23 protein-coding genes are annotated in these 25,114 nt (G+C 60.5%); 13 read left to right on the forward strand and 10 right to left on the reverse strand.

Annotation, left to right across the window (positions count from 1 at the left end; translation table 11 throughout):
• Positions 1–8: 8 nt before the first annotated feature.
• The 3 genes from VWY60_RS13080 to VWY60_RS13090 all read right to left on the reverse strand — a co-directional run bounded on the left by VWY60_RS13080 (position 9) and on the right by VWY60_RS13090 (position 2,041).
• The gene (locus VWY60_RS13080; RefSeq protein WP_340544397.1) at positions 9–674 is read right to left on the reverse strand and encodes a TetR/AcrR family transcriptional regulator; all 666 of its coding nucleotides are present in this window, start codon (positions 672–674) and stop codon (positions 9–11) included.
• Between the two features lie 120 nt (positions 675–794).
• On the reverse strand, positions 795–1,424 hold the full coding sequence (locus VWY60_RS13085; RefSeq protein WP_416540678.1) for a glutathione S-transferase family protein: 630 nt from the start codon (positions 1,422–1,424) through the stop codon (positions 795–797).
• Positions 1,425–1,531: 107 nt separating this feature from the next.
• Entirely contained in the window at positions 1,532–2,041 is a 510-nt protein-coding gene (locus VWY60_RS13090) for a class I SAM-dependent methyltransferase (protein ID WP_416537232.1), read from the reverse strand.
• Between the two features lie 276 nt (positions 2,042–2,317).
• Here VWY60_RS13090 and VWY60_RS13095 point away from each other — a divergent pair, with 276 nt between their 5' ends.
• From VWY60_RS13095 to VWY60_RS13115, 5 genes are read left to right on the forward strand one after another with little or no spacing between them, the layout of a single operon-like run.
• Entirely contained in the window at positions 2,318–4,096 is a 1,779-nt protein-coding gene (locus VWY60_RS13095) for an ABC transporter ATP-binding protein (protein ID WP_340544393.1), read from the forward strand.
• Positions 4,089–6,032: an ABC transporter substrate-binding protein gene (locus VWY60_RS13100; RefSeq protein ID WP_416540679.1), complete on the forward strand. Its 1,944-nt coding sequence runs from the start codon at positions 4,089–4,091 to the stop codon at positions 6,030–6,032. Before VWY60_RS13095 ends, VWY60_RS13100 begins: the two co-directional genes overlap by 8 nt.
• A 14-nt stretch (positions 6,033–6,046) precedes the next feature.
• A complete protein-coding gene (locus tag VWY60_RS13105; protein ID WP_340544391.1) occupies positions 6,047–7,075 on the forward strand; it encodes an ABC transporter permease in 1,029 nt (342 codons plus the stop codon).
• Positions 7,072–8,226: an ABC transporter permease gene (locus VWY60_RS13110; RefSeq protein ID WP_416536500.1), complete on the forward strand. Its 1,155-nt coding sequence runs from the start codon at positions 7,072–7,074 to the stop codon at positions 8,224–8,226. The genes VWY60_RS13105 and VWY60_RS13110 overlap by 4 nt, the downstream gene beginning before the upstream one ends.
• 38 nt (positions 8,227–8,264) lie before the next feature.
• Complete coding sequence (locus VWY60_RS13115; protein ID WP_416540680.1) at positions 8,265–9,641, forward strand: CoA transferase; 1,377 nt, start codon at positions 8,265–8,267, stop codon at positions 9,639–9,641.
• A 4-nt stretch (positions 9,642–9,645) separates the two neighbouring features.
• Here the strand turns inward: VWY60_RS13115 and VWY60_RS13120 are convergent, their stop codons facing one another.
• Positions 9,646–11,991 (reverse strand): mechanosensitive ion channel domain-containing protein, encoded by a 2,346-nt coding sequence (locus VWY60_RS13120; RefSeq protein ID WP_416540681.1) that lies wholly within the window; start codon positions 11,989–11,991, stop codon positions 9,646–9,648.
• Between the two features lie 441 nt (positions 11,992–12,432).
• On the opposite strand from VWY60_RS13120, the gene VWY60_RS13125 reads away from it, so the two are divergent.
• The 7 genes from VWY60_RS13125 to VWY60_RS13155 are packed head-to-tail and all read left to right on the forward strand — an operon-like array spanning position 12,433 to position 18,967.
• Positions 12,433–13,644: a glycosyltransferase family protein gene (locus VWY60_RS13125; RefSeq protein ID WP_416536497.1), complete on the forward strand. Its 1,212-nt coding sequence runs from the start codon at positions 12,433–12,435 to the stop codon at positions 13,642–13,644.
• On the forward strand, positions 13,641–14,900 hold the full coding sequence (locus VWY60_RS13130; RefSeq protein WP_416540682.1) for a glycosyltransferase family 4 protein: 1,260 nt from the start codon (positions 13,641–13,643) through the stop codon (positions 14,898–14,900). Before VWY60_RS13125 ends, VWY60_RS13130 begins: the two co-directional genes overlap by 4 nt.
• The gene (locus tag VWY60_RS13135; protein WP_416540683.1) at positions 14,897–16,009 is read left to right on the forward strand and encodes a glycosyltransferase family 4 protein; all 1,113 of its coding nucleotides are present in this window, start codon (positions 14,897–14,899) and stop codon (positions 16,007–16,009) included. Before VWY60_RS13130 ends, VWY60_RS13135 begins: the two co-directional genes overlap by 4 nt.
• Positions 16,006–16,593 (forward strand): histidine phosphatase family protein, encoded by a 588-nt coding sequence (locus VWY60_RS13140; RefSeq protein ID WP_416540684.1) that lies wholly within the window; start codon positions 16,006–16,008, stop codon positions 16,591–16,593. The genes VWY60_RS13135 and VWY60_RS13140 overlap by 4 nt, the downstream gene beginning before the upstream one ends.
• Complete coding sequence (locus VWY60_RS13145; RefSeq protein WP_416540685.1) at positions 16,593–17,735, forward strand: glycosyltransferase family protein; 1,143 nt, start codon at positions 16,593–16,595, stop codon at positions 17,733–17,735. Before VWY60_RS13140 ends, VWY60_RS13145 begins: the two co-directional genes overlap by 1 nt.
• A complete protein-coding gene (locus tag VWY60_RS13150) occupies positions 17,732–18,490 on the forward strand; it encodes a polysaccharide deacetylase family protein (protein WP_416540686.1) in 759 nt (252 codons plus the stop codon). Before VWY60_RS13145 ends, VWY60_RS13150 begins: the two co-directional genes overlap by 4 nt.
• On the forward strand, positions 18,491–18,967 hold the full coding sequence (locus VWY60_RS13155; protein WP_416536491.1) for a class I SAM-dependent methyltransferase: 477 nt from the start codon (positions 18,491–18,493) through the stop codon (positions 18,965–18,967).
• Between the two features lie 25 nt (positions 18,968–18,992).
• Here the strand turns inward: VWY60_RS13155 and VWY60_RS13160 are convergent, their stop codons facing one another.
• On the reverse strand, positions 18,993–20,135 hold the full coding sequence (locus VWY60_RS13160; RefSeq protein ID WP_416540687.1) for an alpha-D-ribose 1-methylphosphonate 5-triphosphate diphosphatase: 1,143 nt from the start codon (positions 20,133–20,135) through the stop codon (positions 18,993–18,995).
• Positions 20,136–20,187: 52 nt separating this feature from the next.
• Between VWY60_RS13160 and VWY60_RS13165 the strand changes: the two genes are divergently transcribed.
• Positions 20,188–20,871 carry a DUF1045 domain-containing protein gene (locus VWY60_RS13165; RefSeq protein ID WP_416537221.1) on the forward strand — a complete coding sequence of 228 codons (684 nt, stop codon included), beginning with the start codon at positions 20,188–20,190 and terminating at the stop codon, positions 20,869–20,871.
• On the opposite strand, the gene phnN is transcribed toward VWY60_RS13165, so the two are convergent.
• The 5 genes from phnN to VWY60_RS13190 form a co-directional block, all read right to left on the reverse strand.
• Positions 20,853–21,425: a phosphonate metabolism protein/1,5-bisphosphokinase (PRPP-forming) PhnN gene (phnN, locus tag VWY60_RS13170; RefSeq protein ID WP_416537220.1), complete on the reverse strand. Its 573-nt coding sequence runs from the start codon at positions 21,423–21,425 to the stop codon at positions 20,853–20,855. The two genes, VWY60_RS13165 and phnN, sit on opposite strands and share 19 nt — an antisense overlap.
• Positions 21,422–22,105, reverse strand: coding sequence for a phosphonate C-P lyase system protein PhnL (gene phnL / locus VWY60_RS13175; protein ID WP_340544373.1), 684 nt, complete (start codon positions 22,103–22,105; stop codon positions 21,422–21,424). The genes phnN and phnL overlap by 4 nt, the downstream gene beginning before the upstream one ends.
• Positions 22,106–22,114: 9 nt before the next feature.
• Positions 22,115–22,885 (reverse strand): phosphonate C-P lyase system protein PhnK, encoded by a 771-nt coding sequence (gene phnK / locus VWY60_RS13180; RefSeq protein WP_416540688.1) that lies wholly within the window; start codon positions 22,883–22,885, stop codon positions 22,115–22,117.
• Positions 22,885–23,742, reverse strand: a complete 858-nt coding sequence (locus VWY60_RS13185; protein ID WP_416540689.1) for an alpha-D-ribose 1-methylphosphonate 5-phosphate C-P-lyase PhnJ — start codon at positions 23,740–23,742, stop codon at positions 22,885–22,887. The genes phnK and VWY60_RS13185 overlap by 1 nt, the downstream gene beginning before the upstream one ends.
• A gap of 260 nt (positions 23,743–24,002) precedes the next feature.
• Positions 24,003–25,112 carry a carbon-phosphorus lyase complex subunit PhnI gene (locus tag VWY60_RS13190; RefSeq protein ID WP_416540690.1) on the reverse strand — a complete coding sequence of 370 codons (1,110 nt, stop codon included), beginning with the start codon at positions 25,110–25,112 and terminating at the stop codon, positions 24,003–24,005.
• Between the last annotated feature and the right edge of the window lie 2 nt (positions 25,113–25,114).

The following is a 25,114-nucleotide window of genomic DNA, read 5'->3' on the forward strand; positions in this document are numbered from 1 at the left end:
ACCGCGTCTCAGGGGCGCCAGTACTGTTTGGCGTATTCCGCAAATTCGGCCAGCTCTGCGGGGCTGGCCGACTGGCCGGTAAAGACCTCCAGATAAGCCCCCGTCATGCTGAGCCGCTGCTCGTACGGCTCATTAAGGCCCGCCATGTCGTAGCCCAGCTGCATGTAATAGAGCACTTTGGCCCGCGTTTCTGCATCGCGTTCAGGGTAATCATAGCGCCGAAACATCGAGGTCAACGCATCGATCCTGCGGGCATCCGACATGTCCAGAATATTGCGCACATGGCCGGATCTGCGCGCCCAGTCCCGTATCGCGAAATCAAGAGCCGTGTTGAACAACTGCGGGTTCGCCGTACAGCGAAACACATTCAGGACAGCGGCGGTAATGGTCTCTGCCGCAGCTTCAGCCTGCCCCATCAGGCCAACCGTATTGGTCTGTTCCCAATTGGTCAGCAGTGCGTCCAACAGATCCTGCCGTGACTTGAAATACCAATAGAACGAAGACCGAGAAACCCCCATGCGTTCCGCCAGCGCAAGCACCTTGACCTGCTCGACCCCGTCGGTAATCAGCACATCCATCGCCACATTCAGCCAATCTGCACGCGTGACCTTGACGTTGCCAACCAATGGGATGGCTTCGGGATCATCGCGGTGCAGGATCGGTTTTTCAGCCATGGCTGACCTCTGAATACTTGGATTGAAACCTCGGCGGGCGGGCCGTAGACGACACGAATGATCTGACCGCACAACTTGCCGCTGTTTGTACAGGCTGTCCATCCGGTCCTACAAGTGTTCTCACAATCGGGCGCTTGGGCGCTCGGCGATCCTATCGTACCACGCGCGGGTCGCAGTATTGTCTGCCGGGATACGCATCTTGATGACCCGGGCGAAGTCGACAAAAACAAAGGCGGCAATATCGGCCAGGGTCAGATCGTCCAAAGCGACAAAGACGCTTTGCTGCAAGCGCGCCTCCAGCAAATCGAAAAACCGCGCAGTTCGGGCAAGACCTCGTTCTGCCAACTCTGGAATCTGAGCATGATCTTCGGGGCCAGGAATGGCCCGGTGGGCAAAGGCCGGGTGGCTGTTTCGCAGCGCTTCGGCGATCGGCAGTCCGCACTGCGCCTCTACTATCGCATGCCACATCAGGACTTGCCCTTTTTCCGCCGGAGTGCGCCCCATCAATGGCGGTTCCGGGTGGAGCGCCTCCAGATAGGCCGCAATCCCCAGGTTCTCAGTCAAGGTCAGCCCGTCATCCGTCACCAGAACCGGCAGCGTCGCCTGCGGATTGACCGCCCGAAACGCCTCAGACAATTGTTCGCCCTTTGCAATCGAAATGTCGCGCGTCTCGATCTCCAGCCCCTTTTCTGCGATGAACATCCGCGCTCGTCTGGGGTTGGGGGCGGTGCTGCAATCGTAAAATATCATAGTGCGGCCTCTCATCTGCGTTTCGGAACGTCTCAAGCAGCCTAGGTCGCCGGAAGGCCACGGCGCCAGTCAAACCCGACGTCGCAACCGCAGCTGACACGCGCGGATCAGCTCACACGGCAATAGATGAAACACCGCCCCGGAACCGCCCCCGCTGGCAAAGGCTGTTCCACCAGCGAGTCGAAATACATCCGGTCTGAGGACACCATAAGGCCGCCCACCGCCAGAAGCGGCTCGACCAGAGGCGAGATCATCCTCGCGAAGGCGTCGTTCTTTTCGCGGTCATGCCCGCCCAGGTCGGCGTGGATCAGGCTGGCGCCTCCCGAAAACCGGTCTGCGGCTGCGGGCAGTGTTTCACGAACGTCACCAAGGATGGTCAGATGTTCCGCTGGCGTGCTGTCGGGATGCGAGGCGACGGCGCGCTCGAATACATAGACGTCACGATCACGAATGCGTTCGCGCATGTGGTGAAAGGTACGGCCATTGCCTAACCCCAGTTCAAACACCGGCTCTGTCCGGCCCGCGGTCTGCGCAATAGCCGCATCCAGACAGGCCCGCTGCGACACCATCCGGTCGATAAACAGATCAAGCCGTGTGGTGGTATTCTGCGCGTTCATGACATTCTCCCTTAGATGACCGTGGCAGCACTAAGGCCGCAAGTTGCGACAGCTGTGACAGAGATTGTCGCGAATGTGTAGCATCCGGAAGCTATGCGTCTCTGCGCTTTTGCACGAGCCTGGGCTGCTCGCGCGCACTCAATTTTTTGGCATCAATCTTTAGGGTATGGAAATGGGATTTGACTATTGCCCCAGTGGCGCGCGACAGTGGGCGAAAAAAACAGGGGATATGGAACCGCTATGCAAGCGCCGCAACGGCTTGGCGGCTTAGGCTAAATGACGCCTCTGCTGTCTGTCGAGAACCTCAGTATCGGATTTGGCCAGGGTGACCCGGTTGTGAGAGACGTGAATTTTTCCGTCTCCGCAGGTGAAACCGTTGCGCTTGTCGGAGAAAGCGGCTCGGGCAAAACCGTGACCTGTCGTGCTGTCCTGCGGATCCTGCCGAAGGCCGCGCAGATCAGGCAGGGCCGGATCTTGTGGCGTGGCGCCAACGGCGGTGGCGAACGGGATCTGCGCACGCTGGGCGAGCGGCAGATGCGAGACGTTCGCGGCAATGAAATCGCAATGATCTTTCAGGAGCCGATGCGCTCTCTTTCGCCACTGCACAGGATCGGCAATCAGGTTGCCGAAGTACTCTGGCTGCATGGTGGCAAGAGCGAAAGCGCCGCCAAGCGCGAGGTCTTGACCTGTTTTGAACGGGTGGGCTTCCCGGATCCTGAGCGCACCTATAAATCCTATCCTTTCGAGCTGTCCGGCGGGATGCGTCAGCGCGCGATGATTGCGATGGCGATGGTCGCCAAGCCTGATCTTTTGATCGCGGACGAACCGACGACGGCGCTGGACGTAACCACCCAGGCACAGGTACTGGGCCTGATGAAAGACCTCCAGCGCGATACCGGCATGGCGATGATCCTGGTGACCCACGATCTGGGTGTTGTCGCCAATATGGCAGAGCAAGTCGTCGTCATGCACAAAGGCCGCGTCATGGAATCCGGCAGTGCCGAAGCTGTCCTTGGCGCGCCCGCGCATCCCTACACTCAGGCTTTGTTCAGGGCGGCCCCGCAGATCCCCGAGACACCAGAACCCGTCTCCCCTGTGCCGCAGGACGATCTGATCCTTGAACTGCGCAACATTTCCAAGACATACGCGTTGCGGGCTGGCAAAGGCTGGTCTGCGCCCACCCTTATTCATGCCTGCAAAGAGCTGAATCTAGCGCTCCCGCGCGGCAAGACGCTGGCAATCGTCGGCGAAAGTGGTTCGGGAAAGACAACAGCCGCACGTATTGCGCTTGGCGCCGAAGCTCCCGACCCCGGCGGGGAAGTCTTGTTCAGACCCGCAGCAGATGCCGCACCGATTTCTGTTCATGACATGGACCGCAGCAGCCGGACGGCGTTTCAACGAGCCGCCCAGATGGTGTTTCAGGACCCCTATTCATCGCTGTCGCCGCGGATGCGTGTTCAGGATGCCATGACTGAACCGCTGGAGATCCACGGTTTGGGCAATCGCAGCAGCCGCCGGGATCGCGCCGAAGAGATGTTGCGGCTGGTGGGCCTGCAACCTGAAATGCTGCTTCGCTATCCACATGCGTTCTCGGGCGGTCAGCGCCAACGCCTGTCGATCGCCCGCGCGCTGATGCTCGATCCATCGCTGATCGTCTGCGACGAGCCGACATCGGCCCTGGACGTCTCGGTCCAGGAACAGATCCTGCGACTGCTGGAGGACATCCGCGATCAGCAGCAACTGTCCTATCTCTTTATCAGCCACGACCTCGCTGTGGTGGCACGCATCGCCGATGAGGTCGCTGTAATGCGCCGTGGTATGGTGGTAGAACAGGCGCCGCCTGAAACGCTGTTTTACAATCCTCAGCATCCATACACCAAGGCACTGATTGCTGCGCAGCCGGAACCGAGCATCAAGCGCCCAATCAATCTCAAATTGGTAGCACAGGGCGCCGGATCGCCCGACAGCTGGCCAGACCGTTTCAAATTCTCCGGCATCACGGCACCGCCTTTGGTACAAGTGGAGCCCGGACATAAGGTACGTTGTCATGTTTAATCTGCGCTCATCCCTGAAGACCCTCGCAACTGGCGCGGTTCTGGCCCATGCCCTCAGTCTGGCAATGGCCTCGACGGCCGTCGCCACGCCCGCACAACTGATCGAAAGCGGGTTTTGGGAACAGGAGGTGCAATCCGGCGACCTGCCGCCTGTCGCCGAACGAGTGCCCGAGGTCCCGTTGATCGTCGATCTGGAAGCCAAGGGCCGTCAGTTCGGGGTCCAGGGCGGCACGCTCAACACCATGGTGACGCGGTCCAAGGACATCCGGCAGATGGTGGTGTACGGCTACGCCCGACTGGCGGGCTATGACGAGACCTATCAGCTACAGCCAGACATCCTGCTGGATTTCGAGGTTGAGGATAATCGCCGCTTCACCTTGAAACTGCGTCCGGGTCACCGCTGGTCAAATGGTGATCCCTTCACCTCTGCCGATTTTGAATACTGGTGGAAAGACGTCGCCAATAACCTGCTGCTCAACCCTACTGGCGCCCCGGATTATCTGCGGGTGGATGGGGCGCTGCCAACCGTCAGTTTTCCTGATGAAACAACCATCATCTACGAATGGGCTGCCCCCAATCCCAGTTTCCTGCACAGTCTTGCGCAGGCCAGCCCGCCCTTCATCTATCGCCCATCGGCCTATCTGAAACAGTTTCATGCCGATTACGCCGACCCCGAAAAGCTCGCTGAGGAAGTGGACTATGCCCGGGTCAAGAGCTGGGCCGCCCTGCACAACAAGCTCGACAATATGTATAAGTTCGACAACCACGAATTGCCGACTTTGCAGCCTTGGATCAATGCAACCTCGGGCAAGAAGATCCGGCATCTCTTCGTGCGCAATCCTTATTACCATCGTGTCGACAGCAAGGGCGTGCAGCTGCCCTATATCGACACGGTCGAGATGGAAATCGTGGCAGGCGGCCTGGTCGCCGCCAAGACCAATGCCGGCGAAGCGGACCTGCAAGCCCGCGGACTTGGCTTTCGCGATATTCCGATCCTGCGCAAGGGAGAGAGCGATGGCGCCGCCTACAAGACCTATCTCTGGGGCAATGGAACTGCTTCTCAGATCGCCATCTATCCAAATCTCAACGTAAACGACGACCAATGGCGCCAGGTTCTGCGCGACACGCGCGTACGCCGGGCCCTCTCTGTCGCGATCAACCGGGCCGGCATCAACAAGGCGCTCTATTTCAAACTGGCAAAGCCGGGGGCGATGACGGTGCTTGAGGCCAGCCCCTTCTTTGATCCCGCCCTGCGCGAGGCCTGGGCTCAATATGACCCCGAGCTGGCAAACCAGCTTCTGGACCAAGCCGGGCTGAGCGAGCGTGACAGCTATGGCATCCGTAAACTGCCCGATGGCCGTCCCATGGAACTTGTCGTGGAGACCGCCGGCGAACGTCAGGAGGTAGAAAACGCGCTACAGATCATCTCCGATGACTGGCGCGATGTTGGCGTCAAACTGGTGATGCGGCCCCTTGATCGAGACATCCTGCGCAACCGGGTGTTTTCCGGCACTACAATGGCCTCGGTCTGGTATGGCTGGGACAACGGGCTGCCGCAAACCTATACCTCACCTGCTTATCTGGCACCGACCGATCAGGTGTTTCTGTCTTGGCCGAAATGGGGCCAATACCATCAGACCGGAGGTGACGTTGGGGAGGCACCGGACCTCGAACCCGCCCAGCGACTGATGGAACTCTGGCACGCCTGGGAAGCCGCAACAACGGACGAAACCCGCACCAAGGTCTGGCAGGAAATGCTGAAGATCCACGCTGATGAAGTCTATGCAATCGGTCTGGTCGCTGCGGCCCCGCAACCTGTTGTTGTCAGCAATCGTCTGCGCAATGTGCCGACAAAAGGCACCTGGGCCTGGGATCCGGGCGCCCATTTTGGCATCTACCGCCCGGATGAGTTCTTCTTCGAAGACGGCAAAGGCTGAGGGACCACGACCAGATGGAGATCCTGCGCTACGCCATCTATCGCTTTGGAACCATGTTGCTGACGCTGCTTGTGGTATCAGTGCTGATCTTCGTCATCATCAACCTGCCCCCCGGTGACTACCTGTCCAACCAGATCGCGGAGCTGCGAGCCTCCGGCCAGTCGTCCGGCGTGGACAAGGCGGAATTCCTTCGCAAGGAATATGCGCTGGATCGCCCGCTGTGGCAGCAATACATGATCTGGATGGGGTTCATGCCGGGCCCGCATGGGTTCTCCGGGATGATACAGGGCAATTTTGGCTGGTCTTTCGAATTTGACCGCCCGGTTGCCGAGATCGTCGGTGAGAGCCTCTGGCTCACCGTTCTGGTCAATGTTGCAGCAGTGCTGTTTGTCTACCTCGTTGCACTTCCGCTGGGGGTCCTGGCGGCAGCGCGCTCTCGCACCTGGGTCGACTATACCTCTGCCTTCGTTGGATACCTCGGGCTCGCAACGCCGAACTTTCTGCTGGCGCTTATCCTGTTCTATTATGGGCATAAATATTTCGATCTGCCAATCGGTGGCCTGATGGATCCCGCCTATGAGGGAGAGCCGATGACATGGGAAAAGGTGAAATCCATTCTGATCCACCTGATTGTGCCAACCTTCGTGATCGGAACCTCCGGCGCCTCGGCCATGATGCAGCGGCTGCGGGCCAATATGCTGGATGAACTCGGCAAACCCTATGTGGAAACCGCGATAGCAAAGGGGATGGCACCGGCCCGGATGTTGACAAAATATCCGCTGCGTGTGGCCTTCAACCCCTTTGTTGCGGACATTGGCAACCTGCTGCCAGCCATGATCTCCGGCTCGGTTCTGGTCTCCGTTGTTCTGGGCCTGCAGACCATTGGGCCTACCCTACTCACCGCACTCAAAACACAAGATATGTTCCTGAGCGGGTTCGTCTTGATGTTCGTCGCACTGCTCACCCTGATCGGGACCATGATTTCCGATGTCTTGCTGGTGATGCTCGATCCCCGCATCCGCTATGAGGAGCGCAAGCGATGAGCACCCAACCCGACAATCGCTACGTCGATACCACGCCCTATGATCCCAATACGGCCCTGCAAGAGCTGGAGCGCAAGGATCTCGACGCCCCCAATTGGGTGTTGATCTGGCGCAAGTTCAAAACGCACAAACTGGGCCTCACCTCGGGTATCTTCCTGCTGGTCTGCTACCTGCTTCTTCCTGTCATCGGCTTCATAGCACCCTACGGCCCGAATGAGCGCGACAGCGAGCATATCTACTCGCCGCCTCAATCCATAAACCTGTTCCATGAGGGCAAGCTGCGCGCGCCGTTTATCTATCCGATGACCTCGGAGGCGGATCTCGAAACCTTTCAATGGGTCTTCAAGCCAGATCTGGAAAACCCGCAACCGCTGCGATACTTCTGCGAGGGTGCAACCTACAAGATTGCCGGGCTGTTCCCGTCCGACACCCATCTGTTCTGCCCCCCCGAAGGCGCAACTCTGTTTATCTGGGGATCCGACCGGCTGGGCCGGGATGTCTTCAGCCGTATTCTTTATGGCGCCCAGCTGTCACTCACCGTGGGTCTGATTGGCATCACTGTCTCCTTTGTGCTGGGGATATTCTTTGGCTCCCTCGCGGGATACTTCGGCGGCAAGCTGGACTGGATGATCAACCGGATGATCGAAATCCTGCGCTCGCTGCCTGAACTGCCACTGTGGCTGGCGCTCTCCGCCGCTGTGCCATCCAACTGGTCGCCAGTCGCGGTGTTCTTTGTCATCTCAATCATTCTGGGCATTCTTGACTGGCCCGGACTGGCGCGCTCCGTCAGAGCGAAGTTCCTATCCCTGCGCGAAGAAGAATACGTCCGCGCTGCAGAAATGATGGGAGCGTCCTCGGGGCGGGTGATACGCAAACACCTGCTGCCGAATTTCATGTCACATCTTATCGCCTCTGCTGCCCTGTCGATCCCGGCGATGATCCTTGGTGAAACGGCGCTCTCGTTCCTTGGCCTCGGGTTACGCGCCCCGGCCGTTAGTTGGGGCGTCATGCTGAACGACGCGCAAAATCTTGCTTCGATCGAGATTTACCCATGGACCGCCATTCCCATGCTTCCGATCATCATTGTTGTGCTTGCATTCAATTTCCTCGGCGACGGATTGCGCGACAGCCTCGATCCCTACCAGCAATAACCCCCAGGTGATCAACTGACCCGCGAAAGGAGAGCCCAATGCAGGCGCTACCAGACCCTGAAACCTACTCCGTGATCGCAGGTGCTCGCTGGCCCAGCTGCTATGCTGTTTCGGAACTGGCCAACCGCTCGCTGGCTGCGGTCGGGGTCGCCCTAGCCGAACTGATGACCGCGATGAACCTCGACACCGAAGATCTGGCCGTTACCGTCGATCAGCGCCGGGCTGCGCTCTGGTTTCGCTACAGCTTCCGTCCCATGGGCTGGGAGATGCCCAATCTCTGGGACCCCTTGGCCGGCGATTATCGCACAGCCGACGGATGGATCCGGCTTCATACCAACCTTCCCCATCATCGCGACGCGGCGCTGACGACCCTCGGCTGCCAACCTACCCCGGAGGCGGTACGCGACGCTGTTGCTAGCAGATCCGCGGATACGTTGGAGCAGGCCATCGTTGGTGCGGGCGGTGTCGCGGCAGCGATGCGCAGCCATGCAGACTGGCAGGCCCATCAACAGGGGCAGGCAGTCGGTTCCGAGCCCTTAATCGCCTGGGGGCGGCCCCGTCACATCAACCTTCGAAAGCATCCATTGGCAACCGGGGCTCGGCCTTTGGCGGGACTGCGGGTGCTGGACCTCACGCGGGTGCTGGCAGGCCCCGTAGCGACCCGGACCTTGGCCGCCTTCGGTGCAACTGTCCTCAGAATTGATCCGCCGGACTGGGACGAACCCGGCGTGCTTCAGGATATCTCGCTGGGCAAACATATGGCGTCATTGGATCTGCGCTCCGCCAGCGGGCGTGATCGCTTTGAAACTCTGTTAGCCGACGCCGATGTTCTGGTGCATGGCTTTCGTCCCGGCGCGCTGGACGGGCTGGGATATGATACCGCAAAGCTGCAGGAACTCGCGCCGAACCTCATTGATGTGCGCCTGAATGCCTATGGCTGGACCGGCCCGTGGGCGCAGCGCAGGGGATTTGACAGCCTTGTGCAGATGAGCAGCGGGATCGCCGAACGTGGGCGCCAATGGGTCGCCGGATTTCCATCGACATCTGACCCCGCGGCAAAACCGGTTCCGCTCCCTGTACAGGCACTGGACCACGCGACCGGTTATCTGATGGCCGCAGCAGTTCTACAGGCATTGAGCAAGGCAAGCAGAGGCGAGCCTGTTGCCGATGCGCGCCTGTCGCTGGCCCGCACCGCGCATGAGCTCACATCCCTAACCGACTGTCATGGCGATGACAGCGCACCCGGCCAGGAACTGGCGGGCGCAGTCGATCACGACTTCTCACCGGAAGTGGAGCAGACAAGCTGGGGACCCGGACAGCGGCTGCTTGCGCCGCTGGCGGTTGGTAAGACGCAGATGCAGTGGGTCCAGCCCGCGACGGCATCAGGAACAGCAGCGCCGGACTGGCCTCGCTGATCTCCTAGCGATCGTCACCGTCGCCATCGTTCACGTCCATCAGATCCTCATCGATGGCCGCCTGAACAGCCCCGACAGCCAGATCGCGCTTCTCTTTGGGGGTTTGCTCGACCTGATCCCCAGCCAAACGCACGGTAACCTCGCGATGGGCAAATTTGATACCTTCGCGCGCAAAGAGATCGCGGATTTCCTGAAACACCTTCTTGCGCACCAGCCATTGGTCGCCAGGCTTGGTCATGAATTTGACCCGAATGATCATTGCAGAATCCTGCATCTCGATCACACCCTGCGACTTCAGCGGCTGTATGAAGGTGTCTCCGATCACCGGATCATCCAGCAGCTCTTGTCCCAGTTTCTTGATGAGTTTGCGCACCTTTTCCACATCGGTGTCATAGGTCACCCGTAGCGGCAGCTTCATCATGACCCAGTCGCGGGAATAATTGGTCAGCACGCGGATCTCACCAAAGGGAATGGTGTGCAACGCTCCCAGGTGATGGCGCAACTGAAAGGATCGCACCGAAATACGTTCGACCGTGCCTTTGACATCGCCGATATCTATGTATTCGCCCTTGCGGAAGGCGTCGTCCACGAGGAAGAAGGCACCCGAAAAGATATCCCGGACCAGGGTCTGCGACCCAAAACCCACCGCCAGACCGACTACACCGGCACCGGCGAACAACGGGCTGACGTTGATCCCCAGTTCCAGCAGAACGATCAGGATGATGGAGACCACGACAACCGCCAAGATCGCGCCTCGGAACAGCGGCAACAGGGTTGCCAACCGGCTGGCACCGCCCGCGCCGCCCTCGTCCCCTAATTCGCCAACCGGCATGTCGCCAACCTCTTCGTCGATCTTGCTGTCGATCCAGATCCGGGCGATGTGGTAGACAATATAACCGATGAACAGGATCACGATTATATCGCTCATCCGGTCCAGACGGGAGTTTTCCATCCAGGCTGCTTCGGGGTTCCAGATCGTGACCATGGCGAGAAAGCCGACGGTAAAGGCCAGTATACCGGCGATGCGGCGCGCGAGATCTTCGAAAGTGGCTATCGGGTGCCGCTGCTGTTGCGGAAGCATCTCGGCATCGTCGTCGGTCTCTGCGTCACTGTCTTCGTCGCTTCCATCGGCAGCGTTGACCAGCACCCGTCGCTGCGACCGATTGAAGAAGCGTTCGATCACATAGTTGATGAGGCCGTAGACAACCAGAATAGAGGTCAGCACCGAATAGCTGCCCGCCATGAGCGGCAGCGACATATCGCGCTCCAACACCAGATCGAAGGCCAGCTCCAGCCATCCAAATATGATGTAGACCACCAGAACAGGTGCCCAGGCAACAGACAGAAGCCGGACGAGCCAGGAGCAGGTTTCCGGGGCGCGGCCTGCACGTATGGCGTTGGAAATGGGTCGTGCATTGATCACAACCATCAACAGATTGCCGAACGTGCCAACCAATGCCAACACGCCATAGACAAGCGCATATACATTGTAATTGAGCCCGAAATCGCCAACCCAAGTCGCAAAAAGCACCGAACAGATATCGTAGGTCGCCAGCCCGGAGGCCCAGAAATACAGACGCCGAGCGTCCCGGTCTGAGAACACAGGAATGCGGTATTGGCTGAGGTAAGGCGACAGCACCATGCGCCACAGGTCCGAAACTGTCCGCGACAAGAAAAACGCCGTGTAGATCGCGGTGACGGTGAATTTCACCGATGAATTGCCGGAAGTTCCGAAGATGAGATAGGACGTCAGCAACGCAAACGCCATGGCTACAATTGTACCGCCGACCCCCATAATGAAACGGAAGACCAGGAACGGCATTTTATCCTGATAGCCTTCGGGCTGTTCCTTGATCCGCGACACCACATGTTTCTTGGCGATACGCTTGCCGTAAATCTCGACCGAGACCCAGCGACCGATGAACAGCAGAAACAAGCTCCAGCCGAGCACCTTCACGTAGGTGATAATGCGGCCATCCGGGCTCGTCTGTCGCAGGATGTACTGCACCTCAAAGATCGAATAGGGCATCGCCTCCAGACGACTTTTCAGGGCATCCCCGAATTGCTCCACCTCCGATTGCGCTTTCATCAGCGCCGAGGCCCCTTCCATCTGATCCGTGGCGGGAACAGGTATCGTTCCACCCTGCGCATCCGAGGGCGAAACCAGCTGGCCGCGACCATCAACGATGATGACGCCGACGCCGCTCTCAGCTGCCTGCTCAATCGCCTTGGCTAGATCATCCCCACCCTGAGGTGACGTCGATTGCGCCCATGTTGCTGCCGGACCAAAGGCAGCCACAACCAGCGCCAGCGTCAAACAGACAAGATACTGCGATACAATTCGCCACATGAGAACAACCCGATTTTTTGGAACCATCCCTTCACCAAGGCCGCAAAACGGTGAAAATATCAAGTCTTTGCACCTTGGCACGGCGTTTCAGTGGTGAAAGTGCGGTTCGCAAGCGCTTGATTGCAACTTATACCTCTGCACGTTATAGAAAATTCAGCGTACCACACAGAGCGCAAGAGGGCAGACCACGCGGACGGGCGCAGGATGCCACCTTCGACGTTCTGGATCTGACGCAACGATGATCTGTGCCTTGGCCCGTAGCGTGTCAGGCTGAGCAACCTGAGGCGATACTATGCTGAGGCGGACCCTGGCCGAGCTGTTACGCACAGCCGCTGATGCGGAGGATGGGCACCCGTGTCCAGAACATCTCTGCACGTCCTCCCGACTTGGGTTTCCCGGTGTTTCATCTCTCCTATCCTTGTACCAGACGCAGGCCCAGCGATGACAGTCAACGCACCCTCCAGCACCCCTCGCGGCCCCCGTGTCATGCTCTACAGCCACGATACCTTCGGGCTGGGTCATCTGCGACGGTCGAGGGCCCTGGCCGGTGCGATTACCGATGCGGACCCGTCGGCCTCGGCCCTGATCCTGACCGGCTCTCCCGTGGCCGGGCGTTTCGCCTTTCCCTCACGCGTCGACCATGTGCGGCTACCCGGTGTAATCAAGCGGTCGGACGGCTCCTATGCGTCACGGACAATGGGAATGTCGATTGAAGAGACCACCACGCTGCGGGCAGGTCTTATCCGATCTACCGCGATGGAATACGCCCCCGATGTGCTGATCGTCGATAAGGAACCAACCGGGTTTCGCGGCGAATTGCTGCCCACCCTGGAAGAGCTGCAGCGCAAGGGCAAAACACGCCTGATCCTCGGGTTGCGCGATGTTCTGGATGAGCCGGAGGTGCTGGCCACCGAGTGGGCCCGCAAGGATGCCGTTGCCGCCACTGAACAATTCTATGACGAGATCTGGGTCTATGGCATCCGCTCCGTCTATGATCCCACCGCCGGGCTTCCCCTCAGCGCGGACGCACAGGCGCGGATGCATTGGACCGGGTATCTGCGCCGCGATCTTGGCGAGCTGGGAACCCCTCCAGAACAGCCATATGTCCTGATCACCCCCGGCGGCGGCGGCGATGGCGCGATGATGGTCGACCTTGTCCTGACCGCCTATGAACGCGACCCGAACCTGGCACCCCGGGCCATGCTGGTCTACGGCCCCTTCCTGTCGGGCGAAACCCGAACCGAGTTCGAGACCCGTGTTGCCGCTCTGAACGGCCGCGTCACAGCAGTGGGGTTCGAATCCGAGATCGAAACCCTCTTCGCCGGGGCGCAGGGCGTTGTCTGCATGGGCGGCTACAACACGTTCTGCGAGGTTTTGTCCTTTGACAAACCCGCCGTCATTGTACCGCGCACCACCCCGAGGCTTGAGCAGTGGATCCGCGCCAGCCGCGCCGAAGAACTTGGGCTGACGGCCATGCTGGATGAGAGTCGAGACGGCTGGACACCAGAGGCGATGATCCGTGCGATCCGCGCGCTCGCCGACCAACCACCGCCCTCGGCGGCGATCCCCGACGGGTTGTTGGACGGTCTCGATTATGTAACCGACCGGGTCGATGCACTTCTGCATAAGACCAGCGGGAAGGCCGCCGAATGAACTCTCGCAAGACCACGCCGTCGCGCCCGCCTCTTGCCGTGATCGTCAAAGGTTGGCCGCGCCTGTCCGAAACGTTCATCGCGCAGGAACTGGTCGCGCTGGAGGCCGCAGGCCATAGTTTTGAAATCTGGTCCCTTCGTCATCCCACGGATATCAAACGTCACCCCTTACATGAGAAGCTGAGCGCTGCGGTCCACTACCTGCCGGAGTATCTTTATCAGGAACCTGATCGTGTCTGGAGCGCGCGGCAACAGGCACAGGCCATGCCCGGCTATCAGACCGCCTATCGGATCTGGCGGCACGACCTGCGCCGCGATCCCTCCCGCAACCGGATCCGCCGATTTGGCCAGGCTTGCGTCCTGGCTGCGGAAATGCCGGAGCAGGTCCTCGGGCTTTATGCTCATTTCCTGCACACGCCGTCTTCAGTGGCGCGCTATGCCGCCATCATGCGCGGTCTGCCCTGGAGTTTTTCCGCCCATGCCAAGGACATCTGGACATCCCCCGAGTGGGAACTGAAAGAGAAACTTGCCGCCGCGACACATGGCGCTGCCTTTGGCGCCACTTGCACCGGGTTTGGGGCGAAACACCTGCAAGCGCTTTCGGACAGAACTGACCGGGTTGACCTGATCTATCACGGTCTGGATCTCTCGCGTTTCCCCTCTCCGCCCCAGCGCAGATGGCGTGCTCCGGGCGACCCGCTGCATCTGATGTCGGTCGGCCGATTGGTCGAGAAGAAGGGCTTCGACCGGTTGATCGCCGCGCTCGCCCTCCTGCCCAGTTCGCTTGACTGGCACTGGACCCACATCGGCGGCGGCGACCTGAAAGACCTGCTACGAGGCATGGCAGAGGATCTAGGCGTGGTCGATCGGATCACCTGGCGCGGCGCCTGCGATCAGCCCGAGGTTATCTCGGCCATGCGCGCATGTGACATATTCGTCCTGCCCAGCCGCATCGCCAGCGATGGTGATCGGGACGGGCTACCTAACGTGCTGATGGAAGCCGCGTCGCAGCGCCTGCCGATCCTGTCCACCGCGGTCTCTGCGATCCCGGAGTTCATCGAAAATGGCACCCACGGCGTGCTCAGCCAAGATACCCCCGAAGCCTTGGCGGAGGCCATCCTGACCCTGAGCCGGAATCCCGAGCAAGCCGCCCGAATGGCAGAAGCGGCACTCGTTCGACTGCGTCATGATTTTGGCATGGACCCCGGCATCGCCCGCCTGTCGGAGCGGCTGAAGACGATGATACGCGAGACATGAGCCGGGGCCACAAGATTGCCTTTTATGCGCCGATGAAGTCACCGCGCCACCCGGTGCCTTCAGGTGATCGAGAGATGGCCCGCAATCTGATGGGATTACTCGCCGGGACTGGGGCAACCGTCACGCTGGCCAGCGAGCTTCGGGTATATGACAGATCCGGTGACACCGAACACCAAGCCACACTGCGCGGCAAAGCAGCACATGAGATCGACCGCATCTGTACCGAGATTCACGCCACTCCCGAGGCCGACCGGCCTGCGCTCTGGCTTACCTACCACAACTATTACAAGGCCCCCGATCTGATCGGCCCTGCCGTCGCGGAGCGTCTCGGCATCCCCTATGTTCAGGTAGAATCGACACGCGCCAACAAAAGGCTCGAAGGTCCATGGTCGGATTTCGCCAGGGCAGCCCATGAGGCGGCCGATGCGGCTGCGGTCATCTTCTATCTGACCGAACAGGACCACGAGACCTTGCTGCGCGACAGATACGCGGACCAGAGGCTGGTCCACCTGCCCCCGTTCTTGACAGCGAAGACGCTGCCAACCGCCAGCGATCACTCCGGCCCGCTGTTGAGCGTCGGTATGATGCGACCGGGCGACAAGCTCGCCTCCTATCGTTTGCTCGCGGATGCGCTGGCCAGGGTATCCCAGCCCTGGCGGTTGGACATCGTCGGCGACGGCCCGGCCCGCCCCGAGGTCGAAACCCTGATGCGCCCCTTTGGCGAGCATGTCCGATTTCTTGGTGAGTTGAACCGGGAGGCATTGGAGGCGCTCTATCAACAGGCCTCCCTTTTTCTCTGGCCCGGTGTCAACGAAGCGTTTGGAATGGTCTATCTTGAAGCCCAGGCCCATGGCGTGCCTGTCGTGGCGCAGGATCGCCCTGGCCTGTGCGATGTCGTCACCCAATGGGAGGAACCAGACCTTAATCCAACGACCGACAGCGGCGCTGCGGGCTACGCCCGGGCGCTCGAACGGGCGCTGGATGATGGAGCCTTGCGGAACCGGCAGGCCAAACGCGCCCGCGACCGGATTGCCACGCGACACCTCGCACCGGTGGCGGCACAAAAATTGTGGGCCACGCTCTCACCCTTGCTGGAGATTTCATCATGATCAGGCTTGCCCTCCTGCGCCACGGCCACACCGACTGGAACCGTGCCGGCCGAATTCAAGGTCGCAGCGACATCCCGTTGGACGACACGGCACGTGCCGAACTCGCCGTGCAGGCCCTGCCTGCCCCTTGGGATCAAGCTTCGCTTTGGTCGAGCCCGTTGAAACGCGCGGCCGAGACCGCCAAGCTGGTTGCAGACCGTACCCCCCAGACCAGCCCGGCGCTCATCGAAATGAACTGGGGAGACTGGGAAGGCCGGCACGGCAAGGATCTAAGAGCCGACCCGACCAGCGGATTTCGCGACATCGAGGAGTGGGGCTGGGACTACCGCCCGCCTGGCGGCGAAACCCCACAGGAGGTCTGGGAGAGGATCGTGCCATGGCTCGCCCAGTTGACAGAGGACACCGTGGCCGTGTGCCATATCGGGATCATGCGGATGATCCTCGCGCGGGCATATGGCTGGAACTTTGACTCGCCAGCCCCGTTTCAGATCAAGCGCAACCGGTTGTTCGTGGTGGAGCGACACGCTGACGTCAGGCTCACACCTGTCGCTGGACCAGTGCGTCTCAGCAAACGTGACATGTGATGAAAGTCCTCATCGCCGTCACGCATCTGTTGGGCACTGGGCATCTGTCACGCGCCCTGACACTGGGCCGGGCGTTCAGCGCTGCCGGACACCAGCCCTATGTCGTCTCCGGCGGCGGGTCGGCGCGTCAGCTTGATCATAGCGGTGTTGATCTCGTGCAGCTGCCTCCTTTGCGATCAGACGGCGTCAGTTTCTCGCGCCTGCTGACACCAACCGGTGAAGTGACCGACGATGCCTATTTCGACAGCCGGATCGAAATGCTGTGCGACACGGTTCAACGGATCCAGCCGGATATTGTCATCACTGAGTTGTTCCCCTTTGGACGGCGCAGCTTGCGGCAGGAATTTCTGGCACTGCTCGATGCGGCTCACGACCTGCCGAAACGACCTGTCGTGTTGGCATCCGTGCGCGATATCCTGGCACCACCCTCGAAACCCAAGAAGGCCGATGACGCCGCGGCCATTCTGACAACACGCTATGATGGTGTGCTGGTTCATTCAGATCCCCAGGCCACGCAGTTAGAGGCCTCATGGCCTGTCACACCGGCGATCTCGTCAATGCTGCACTATACCGGATATGTCGCACCGCCCCCGCCAGCACCGCACCCAGAAGGAACCGGCAAAGGCGAGATCCTTGTCAGCGCCGGTGGCGGCGCCGTCGGTGAAACGCTTTACCGGATCGCGCTCAAAGCCGCCGCGCTGCGTCCCGCTCTACGCTGGCGGATTCTGGTGGGCGGCCCGTCCGCAGCGGAGCAAATCGCCCAGCTGGTGGCGGAGCACGGCGAAACACTCGCACATCTGGAACCCGCACGGCCAGATTTCAGGCAGATGCTAAAAGGCGCAGCCGCTTCGGTCAGCATGTGTGGCTACAATACTGCGCTCGATCTGTTGCAAACAGGGGTGCCCGCAGTGATCGTTCCCTTCGATGCGGGCAATGAGGTCGAACAGACCCTGCGCGCCAGCAGTCTCACGCAGCTGGATGGCATCGCGGCGATACCCTCGGCCGATCTGACGCCGGAGGCGCTTTGCAGGGCCGTTGACGCGGTTATGGCGGCACCCGCACGGCCAACAGATGGCTTCCGGTTTGACGGCGCCTCCCGAACGGTAGAGATTGCCCGCGAAATGGCAAAGGAGCGTTCATGACACCCGATTGGACCAATTTGGACCGGGAGCTTGCCAGGTGGCAGGAGGATGGGCTGATCCTGCCGCTGTGGTGGCGCGATGACGACGCGATTGCGGCGACACCACAGCTCGACCGGCTAATCGAACAATCGCAGCAACTGGCGCTACCTGCCCATCTCGCGGTTGTGGGACGTGACGCAACCTCCTCCCTTGCCAATCGGCTGGCTCAGGTCGACACGCTGGTGCCGGTGGTTCATGGCTGGGCGCATCAGAACCATGCCCCGTATGGTGAAAAGAAGGCCGAGTTCGGCACCCATCGACCGATAGATGACGTGCTGGAGGATGCAGAGAACGCCCTGACCCGTCTGCGTGAGCTTTTTGGCGATCGGCTAAGACCGATGTTCGTCCCGCCCTGGAACCGGATCGACGCCGAAGTTGAACCCTGGCTGGCCGGACTCGGCTATAGCGCGCTATCGACCTTTGCTCCTCGGCGACGGGCCAAGGCAGCCCCGGGTCTATGGCAGATCAATACGCATCTGGACCCAATCGACTGGAAGGGCACGCGCTCACTCGTACCGCCAGCGTTGCTTCTTTCACAGCTGGTCACGCAGCTCGCTGCGCGCCGCAAGGGGCAGGCCGATGTCGCCGAACCCTATGGCATCCTGACCCATCATCTGGTGCAGGACGATGTGACATGGACGTTCTGCAGCGATGTGATACGCCGCCTGCTGGACGGCCCGGGGCGTGCTTGGGTTTTTGATGAAAGGATTAACTGAATGAGCCGCTTGGATTCCATGCTGCGTCGGCTGACCGCGCAGCGAGATGGGCTCAACTGGGCCGCAGACCAAATTCGTGGCCTGAGCGGTGATGTTCTTGATATCGGGCTGGGCAACGGCCGCACCTATGACCACCTGCGCGAAACATTGCCTGACCGCAGGGTGCGGGTCATCGACCGGGTGCTGCAGTGCCATCCCTCCTGCGTGCCGCCAGAAGCAGACTTCCTCCAAGGGGAGGCGCGCCCGATGCTGGACCAGCTGGCCGGCGAGAACAGCCCAATAGCGCTGGCCCATTATGATCTGGGTTTCGGCGTCCCGGAGCGGGACATCGCCGAGGCTGCGGCTCTGTCACCGGCCATTGCGGCAGTGATGACGCCGGGCGGGGTCATCGTTTCAGGTCAGCCGCTGGTCGGATTTGAAGAGTTGCAAGGCCCGGCGGATATTCCACCGGGGCGCTACCTGTTCTATCGCGCCTGACTGGCGCAGCCCTGCCGCGCAGGCACTAGGCGACGCGGTTTCCTTGTGACCAGACGGAAGACAACGCTGGCACCCCTGCCCGCATTCGGAAGCGGATCAGATCTGCGCGCTTGCCGATGTCGATACGTCCACGATCCGTCAGGTTCACCGCGTCCGCCGGTGCCGAAGTGACGGTCGCGAGGCCTCGAGACATGTCACCCCAGATATCGCCAAGCTGCGCAGCTGCCAGCAACAGGGCCGCTGGCACATAATCGGAGGACAGCACGTCAAGAAGCTCTAGTTCCGCAAGCTCCTTTGCCGCAACGTTGCCGGAATGCGAACCCCCGCGGATCAGGTTCGGCGCGCCCATCATCACCTTGATGCCGTGCGCATGGCAGGCCTGTGCCGCCTCGACGGTGGTGGGGAATTCAGCAAGATGGATGCCGTGACCGGCTGATACCGCCACCTGGTCTGCAGTTGTATCATCATGGCTCGCCAGAACCGCTCCAAAGCGGCGCGCAGCATTCACCGCCTCGACCTCGTGCAGGTCGCCATAGGTCTCGCGCATTTGCTTCAGTCCCGCTACATGCGCTCGGAAGCCGTCGTCATCAAAGCCATGCTTGCCCTTCACATAGGCTTCCAGCTTTGACATGTCGCGGAACTGGCGTTGTCCCGGCGTGTGATCCATCAGGGACACCAGACCGACCCGATCCTCCTCCCCAAATTCGTTCAGCTCCTGTACCAGGGTTTCAGAACACACCTCGGCGCGCAGATGTAGAAAATGGCTGATCTTGAGCGCCGCCTGATCGCGAAGCTCAAGCAATTCAGATGCAAGACTACGGGCATAGGCGCCGTAGCGGGACTCAGCCGCCTTGATCGAGCCAACGCGCATTGCATCAAAAACTGTGGTAATCCCGGTTCCCGCCAGCTCGGCATCATGGGCGATAATGGCCGCGGCATGGGGCCAGTCGACCTTCGGTCGCGGTTGAATATGTCGCTCCAAGTTGTCGGTGTGCAGCTCAATCAGACCGGGGCACAGAAAGTCTCCCTCTAGGTCAATAGCCCCATTCGGTACGGATGCGCCATCGGCGATATCCACGATCTGCCCATCTTTCAGGGTGACGGAACCGGTGCGGGTTTCTCCGGGAAGAACGAGCGTGGCATTGGCAAGGATCATAGGTTCTGTCATCTGAGTTTCACACGGTTTGAGCTATAGAACGGGCCACACCTAGGAGGCCATTGTGACATTCACGCGATACGCGATCTATTATGTGCCGCCCAAGCAGGCGGAATGGAGCCGATTTGCATCCAGTTGGCTGGGCTGGGACCTTTGCGAAGGGCGTCCGCTGGATCATCCCCCGAACACCGGTCTGGACGTTGCTGCAATCACTGACGTGCCGCGCAAATACGGGCTTCACGCGACCATCAAGCCGCCGTTTCGGCTCGCTGAGGGCAAGACAGCGGACGCTCTGGCTGAGCGGTTTGCGCAGTTCGCAACTGAGATGGCACCAGTTAGGCTGGACGGGCTGACGCTCACACGGCTTGGCCGTTTCCTCGCCCTTTGTCCGACCGGGGATCAGCTGTCTCTGAACCGCCTTGCGTTTAACTGCGTGCGGGATCTGGACGATTTCCGCTCTCCACCTTCGGCAGCTGAACTGGATCGGCGCCGCACTGGAGGTCTGACGCCCGCTCAGGAACAGGCGCTTCTCACCTGGGGCTACCCCTATGTCGGCGACAGCTTCCGGTTCCACATCACGCTGACCGGCAAACGGCCTAAGGCGGAACTGCCTGCCATCGAAAGCATGTTGCAGGACCGGCTTGGGCCGCTGCTGCCAGCGCCCTTTGTTCTTGGAGATCTGGCTCTGGTCGGCGAGGGCAGCGACGGTCGTTTTCAGCTGATCCATCGTCATGCCCTCACTGGCTGAAGCCAGGGGGCCAGGGCTGCTTCTGCGGCCTTGATCGCCCCGTCCAGTTCACCGCTGTTGTCGATGTCGATTACATGCTCGAGCCCGGTCGGTAACGGCGTTGCCGCGCGGGCAAGCCTGCGGCTGACTTCAGCGCCATCCTCGCGCCCGCGCTCGGCCAACCGCGCCGCCAACGCCTCTGGGGTGGCTGTGACAGACAGAACAATCAGGACCCCAAAAACATCCTGCGCTTCGAGGAGCACCTTTCTCGAAAGGTTCACCAAGACGCCCGATGCGATCCCACGCGCCTCGTCTATCTCTCGTGGAATCGCATAGTGCAGACCGTGCGCCTGCCAATGGAGCGCAAACCGCTCCTCGGCACGGAGCGCTGCAAAACGGGCCTCGCTTACAGCCTCATAGTCTTCACCACCCAGTTCCGGCGCCCGCGTGATGACGCGCCGCTGCTTCTGCACGCCCGGCAGACGGGCCATCAGCGCATCCATCAGGCTATCCTTGCCAACCCCTGAGGGGCCAACCACAGCGATAACAGGGGCTATCGAAGGCTCCAGGATCATGCAGCAGCCTTTGGGGTAAAGGCTGAAACATCGACAAAACGATCGCAGACCTGCTCGCGTGCGGCCTCATCGTGGAAGATACCGATAATGGCGGCGCCGCGCGCCTTGGCGTCTTCGATCAGAGACAGAACGGTCGCCCGGTTTTGCGCATCGAGACTCGCCGTTGGTTCGTCCAAGAGCATCGCCGGGTAGGTATGGGCGAAACCGCGAGCAATGTTCACCCGCTGCTGTTCCCCACCCGAGAAGGTGGTCGGGCTGAGCTGCCACAGGCGTTCCGGTATGTTCAATCCGGCAAGCAGGGTCGCGGCCCGGTCGCGCGCCGCAGCTGTATCAACGCCCACCGACAGAAGCGGCTCAGCCACGACATCGAGCGTTGGTACTCGCGGCACGACCCTCAGGAACTGGCTCACATAGCCCAGCGTTTCGCGGCGCAGCGCCAAGATCTCGCGCGGAGCCGCCTTCGCCACATCCACGCCGCCCACCATAACCCTGCCAGATGCCGCCAGATAGTTCCCGTAGATTACCCGCATCAGGGTGGATTTTCCCGCCCCGGATGCGCCTATCAGGCCAATGCACTCTCCGGGGGCCACCTTTAGATTTGCACCTTCCATGACCGGGATGACCGCACTGCCCTGATTATGCAGGGTGAAGCTCTTGCTGACGTTTTGAAGTTCAATCATCTCGGATCCTCAGACCTGAAGAACGCTGGAAACCAGCAATTGGGTATAGGCGTGCTGCGGGTCATCCAGCACCTGATCGGTCAGACCAGCCTCGACGACATGACCGTCTTTCATGACCATGAGCCGATCCGCCAGGAGACGCACCACCGCGAGATCATGGGTCACGATAATGGCGCTCAGGCCCATTTCCCGCACCAGCCCGCGCAACAGATCCAACAGCCGCGCCTGCACCGAGACATCAAGCCCGCCAGTGGGTTCGTCCATGAAGACAAGGCGCGGCCCGGTGACCAGATTGCGGGCAATCTGAAGTCGCTGCTGCATCCCGCCGGAAAAAGCTGTGGGCCGGTCATCGATGCGGCTTTCGGCAATCTCGACGCGGCACAGCCAATCGGCCGCTCGGGCGCGGATGCTGCCGTAGTGACGATCCCCCACAGCCATCAGCCGTTCACCGATATTGCCACCGGCTGACACAGACATGCGCAGCCCATCGCGGGCGTGCTGATGGACAAACGCCCAATCCGTTCGCCCCAGCATACGACGTGCCGGTTCCGACATGGTGACTGTGTCTACCGGCCCGTCTGCACGGGTGTCGAAAATCACTTCACCACGATCCGGCGTCAGATGCCCCGCCATACTGTTCAACAGAGTCGATTTCCCCGACCCGCTTTCACCAACAATGCCCATGACTTCGCCCGGATAAAGATCAAAGCTGACATCAGTGCAGCCAATCCGCGCGCCATACATCTTGGCCAGGTTCTTTACTTGCAGCAGCGGCGTCATCACGCGGCCTCCTCACTCAGGCGGCCAATATGGCCAGCGTCACGCCGGGATCGGCAATAATCCGTGTCCGAGCAGACAAACATCCGGTTGCCCGCGTCGTCGAGGATCACCTCATCCAGATAGCTGTCTTCGGCCGCGCAGAGATCGCAGGGGTGATCCGCCTTGCTGGCTTCAAACGGATAGTCCTCAAAATCCAGCGAGACCACTTCGGTATAAGGCGGCACCGCGTAGATGCGTTGCTCGCGCCCTGCGCCAAACAGCTGGATCGCTGCCATGTTCATTTTCGGGTTGTCAAATTTCGGGATCGGCGAGGGGTCCATCACATAGCGGCCTGCGACCTTCACCGGATAGGCATAGGAGGTCGCAATCGCGCCGTGCTGGCTGATGTCCTCATAAAGTTTCACGTGCATCAGCCCATATTCCTGCAGGCTGTGCATCTTGCGGGTCTCGGTCTCCCGCGGCTCGAGAAAGCGCAGGGGCTCCGGGATTGGCACCTGATAGACTAAGATCTGATCCTCGCTCAGCTCCGCCTCAGGGATACGATGGCGGGTCTGGATAACACTGGCCTTCGCAGTTTCTTCAGTGGTGGCTACGCCTGCGGTGTTTTCGAAGAACTTCCGGATCGAGACCGCGTTGGTGGTGTCATCGGCACCCTGATCGATCACTTTCAACGTATCATCCGGCGTCAGCGTCGCTGCCGACACCTGCACGCCACCTGTACCCCAGCCATAGGGCATCGGCATTTCGCGGCTGGCAAAGGGCACCTGATAGCCCGGCACCGCCAGCCCTTTCAGGATCGCCCGGCGGATCATCCGCTTGGTCTGTTCGTCCAGATATGCAAAGTTGTAGTCAGACATGTTGCCTCAATTCGTTGCAGGAACCGTTTTATGCAAACGCCCCTGATTTCCTGGATTTTGATTTTGGCCTTCGGGGTGTTCGCTCTTTGGGACTACCGTCGAAAGAAACGTCGAAGGGATAGCCTCCGCAAAGAACCTGATGGCACTTGGACTTGGATTGGCCTTGACGGCTCTGAATACAAATCGCCCAATCATCCTGATCGGCCAGGAGGTGACTGGTACGCCGAAACGAGCAATACTGATGGATGGGGAGACTAGCCTCATTCTGCCGCCTCCCGTGCCGCCAGCGTTTCCGCCAGCTCCGCTGCCTCGCGGCGCAATTTGCGGACCAGTTCCAGTTCGGATTGGAAATCCACGTAGTGCGGTAGTTTGATGTGCTCGAGGAAACCGGTGGCCTGAATATTGTCGGCGTGGCTTAGGACAAATTCCTCGTCCTGCGCCGGGGCGCCAAGGTTGTCTTCGCCGAGTTCTTCCCAGCGCAGGGCGCGATCGACCAGCGCCATGGCGATAGATTTGCGTTCTGACTGACCAAACACCAGCCCATAGCCACGGGTGAACTGCGGTGGCACGGTTTTCGACCCCTTGAACTGGTTCACGGTCTCGCATTCGGTCAGCTCAACCTCTCCGATCTCAATCGCGAAACCCAGCTCTGGGATCTCCATTTCGACTGGTACGGTGCCGATGCGCAGCTCCCCCACAAAGGCGTGGTTGCGCGCATAGCCACGCTGGGTCGAATAGGCCATGCCAAGGATGAAGCCTTCGTCCCCGCGCGTGAGCGACTGTAGACGCACCGCCCGCCCCGCCGGAAATGACATCGGCTCGCGCGTCAGGTCGCCCGGTTCGGTATCGTCCTGAGGCTCCTGTTCAATAATGTTCTCGCCATCGAGGAAAGTCAGGATATGTGGCGTGTCTTCGCTCCGCGCCTCAGCTGTCTGGGCCTCCGGCAGATCTCCGGCATCACTCTCCGCCGCCAGTTTGAAATCCAGCAAGCGATGGGTGTAATCGAAGGTCGGTCCAAGCACCTGACCACCAGGCGCATCCTTAAAGGTCGCAGAGATCCGTCGGTCACAGGCCATACGGCTCGTTTCAACCGGCTCAGATGCGCCGAAGCGCGGCAGCGTTGTGCGATAGGCGCGGATCAGAAAAATCGCTTCAATCAGATCCCCACGCGCCTGTTTGATCGCCAGCGCCGCCAGGTCAGGATCGTAAAGCGAGCCCTCAGCCATCACCCGGTTCACCGCCAGGCTCAGCTGTTCGCGAATCTGGGCCAGGCTCAGCTCGGCCACCGATGTATCGCCCCGGCGTTCTTCGGCCAGCCACGCATGGGCGTTGTCAATCGCCCGTTCGCCCCCTTTTACGGCAACATACATGT

Origin of the sequence: Phaeobacter sp. JH20_26 (assembly GCF_048056275.1) — a bacterium.
GTDB classification, from domain to species: Bacteria; Pseudomonadota; Alphaproteobacteria; order Rhodobacterales; family Rhodobacteraceae; genus Phaeobacter; species Phaeobacter bryozoorum.

What these genes read in the sequence shown, in the direction of transcription:
- VWY60_RS13080 (WP_340544397.1), bottom strand. Translation starts at nt 674, where the DNA reads ATGGCTGAAAAACCGATCCTGCACCGCGATGATCCCGAAGCCATCCCA.
- VWY60_RS13085 (WP_416540678.1), bottom strand. Translation starts at nt 1,424, where the DNA reads ATGATATTTTACGATTGCAGCACCGCCCCCAACCCCAGACGAGCGCGG.
- VWY60_RS13090 (WP_416537232.1), bottom strand. Translation starts at nt 2,041, where the DNA reads ATGAACGCGCAGAATACCACCACACGGCTTGATCTGTTTATCGACCGG.
- VWY60_RS13095 (WP_340544393.1), top strand. Translation starts at nt 2,318, where the DNA reads ATGACGCCTCTGCTGTCTGTCGAGAACCTCAGTATCGGATTTGGCCAG.
- VWY60_RS13100 (WP_416540679.1), top strand. Translation starts at nt 4,089, where the DNA reads ATGTTTAATCTGCGCTCATCCCTGAAGACCCTCGCAACTGGCGCGGTT.
- VWY60_RS13105 (WP_340544391.1), top strand. Translation starts at nt 6,047, where the DNA reads ATGGAGATCCTGCGCTACGCCATCTATCGCTTTGGAACCATGTTGCTG.
- VWY60_RS13110 (WP_416536500.1), top strand. Translation starts at nt 7,072, where the DNA reads ATGAGCACCCAACCCGACAATCGCTACGTCGATACCACGCCCTATGAT.
- VWY60_RS13115 (WP_416540680.1), top strand. Translation starts at nt 8,265, where the DNA reads ATGCAGGCGCTACCAGACCCTGAAACCTACTCCGTGATCGCAGGTGCT.
- VWY60_RS13120 (WP_416540681.1), bottom strand. Translation starts at nt 11,991, where the DNA reads ATGTGGCGAATTGTATCGCAGTATCTTGTCTGTTTGACGCTGGCGCTG.
- VWY60_RS13125 (WP_416536497.1), top strand. Translation starts at nt 12,433, where the DNA reads ATGACAGTCAACGCACCCTCCAGCACCCCTCGCGGCCCCCGTGTCATG.
- VWY60_RS13130 (WP_416540682.1), top strand. Translation starts at nt 13,641, where the DNA reads ATGAACTCTCGCAAGACCACGCCGTCGCGCCCGCCTCTTGCCGTGATC.
- VWY60_RS13135 (WP_416540683.1), top strand. Translation starts at nt 14,897, where the DNA reads ATGAGCCGGGGCCACAAGATTGCCTTTTATGCGCCGATGAAGTCACCG.
- VWY60_RS13140 (WP_416540684.1), top strand. Translation starts at nt 16,006, where the DNA reads ATGATCAGGCTTGCCCTCCTGCGCCACGGCCACACCGACTGGAACCGT.
- VWY60_RS13145 (WP_416540685.1), top strand. Translation starts at nt 16,593, where the DNA reads ATGAAAGTCCTCATCGCCGTCACGCATCTGTTGGGCACTGGGCATCTG.
- VWY60_RS13150 (WP_416540686.1), top strand. Translation starts at nt 17,732, where the DNA reads ATGACACCCGATTGGACCAATTTGGACCGGGAGCTTGCCAGGTGGCAG.
- VWY60_RS13155 (WP_416536491.1), top strand. Translation starts at nt 18,491, where the DNA reads ATGAGCCGCTTGGATTCCATGCTGCGTCGGCTGACCGCGCAGCGAGAT.
- VWY60_RS13160 (WP_416540687.1), bottom strand. Translation starts at nt 20,135, where the DNA reads ATGACAGAACCTATGATCCTTGCCAATGCCACGCTCGTTCTTCCCGGA.
- phnN (WP_416537220.1), bottom strand. Translation starts at nt 21,425, where the DNA reads ATGATCCTGGAGCCTTCGATAGCCCCTGTTATCGCTGTGGTTGGCCCC.
- phnL (WP_340544373.1), bottom strand. Translation starts at nt 22,105, where the DNA reads ATGATTGAACTTCAAAACGTCAGCAAGAGCTTCACCCTGCATAATCAG.
- phnK (WP_416540688.1), bottom strand. Translation starts at nt 22,885, where the DNA reads ATGACGCCGCTGCTGCAAGTAAAGAACCTGGCCAAGATGTATGGCGCG.
- VWY60_RS13185 (WP_416540689.1), bottom strand. Translation starts at nt 23,742, where the DNA reads ATGTCTGACTACAACTTTGCATATCTGGACGAACAGACCAAGCGGATG.
- VWY60_RS13190 (WP_416540690.1), bottom strand. Translation starts at nt 25,112, where the DNA reads ATGTATGTTGCCGTAAAAGGGGGCGAACGGGCGATTGACAACGCCCAT.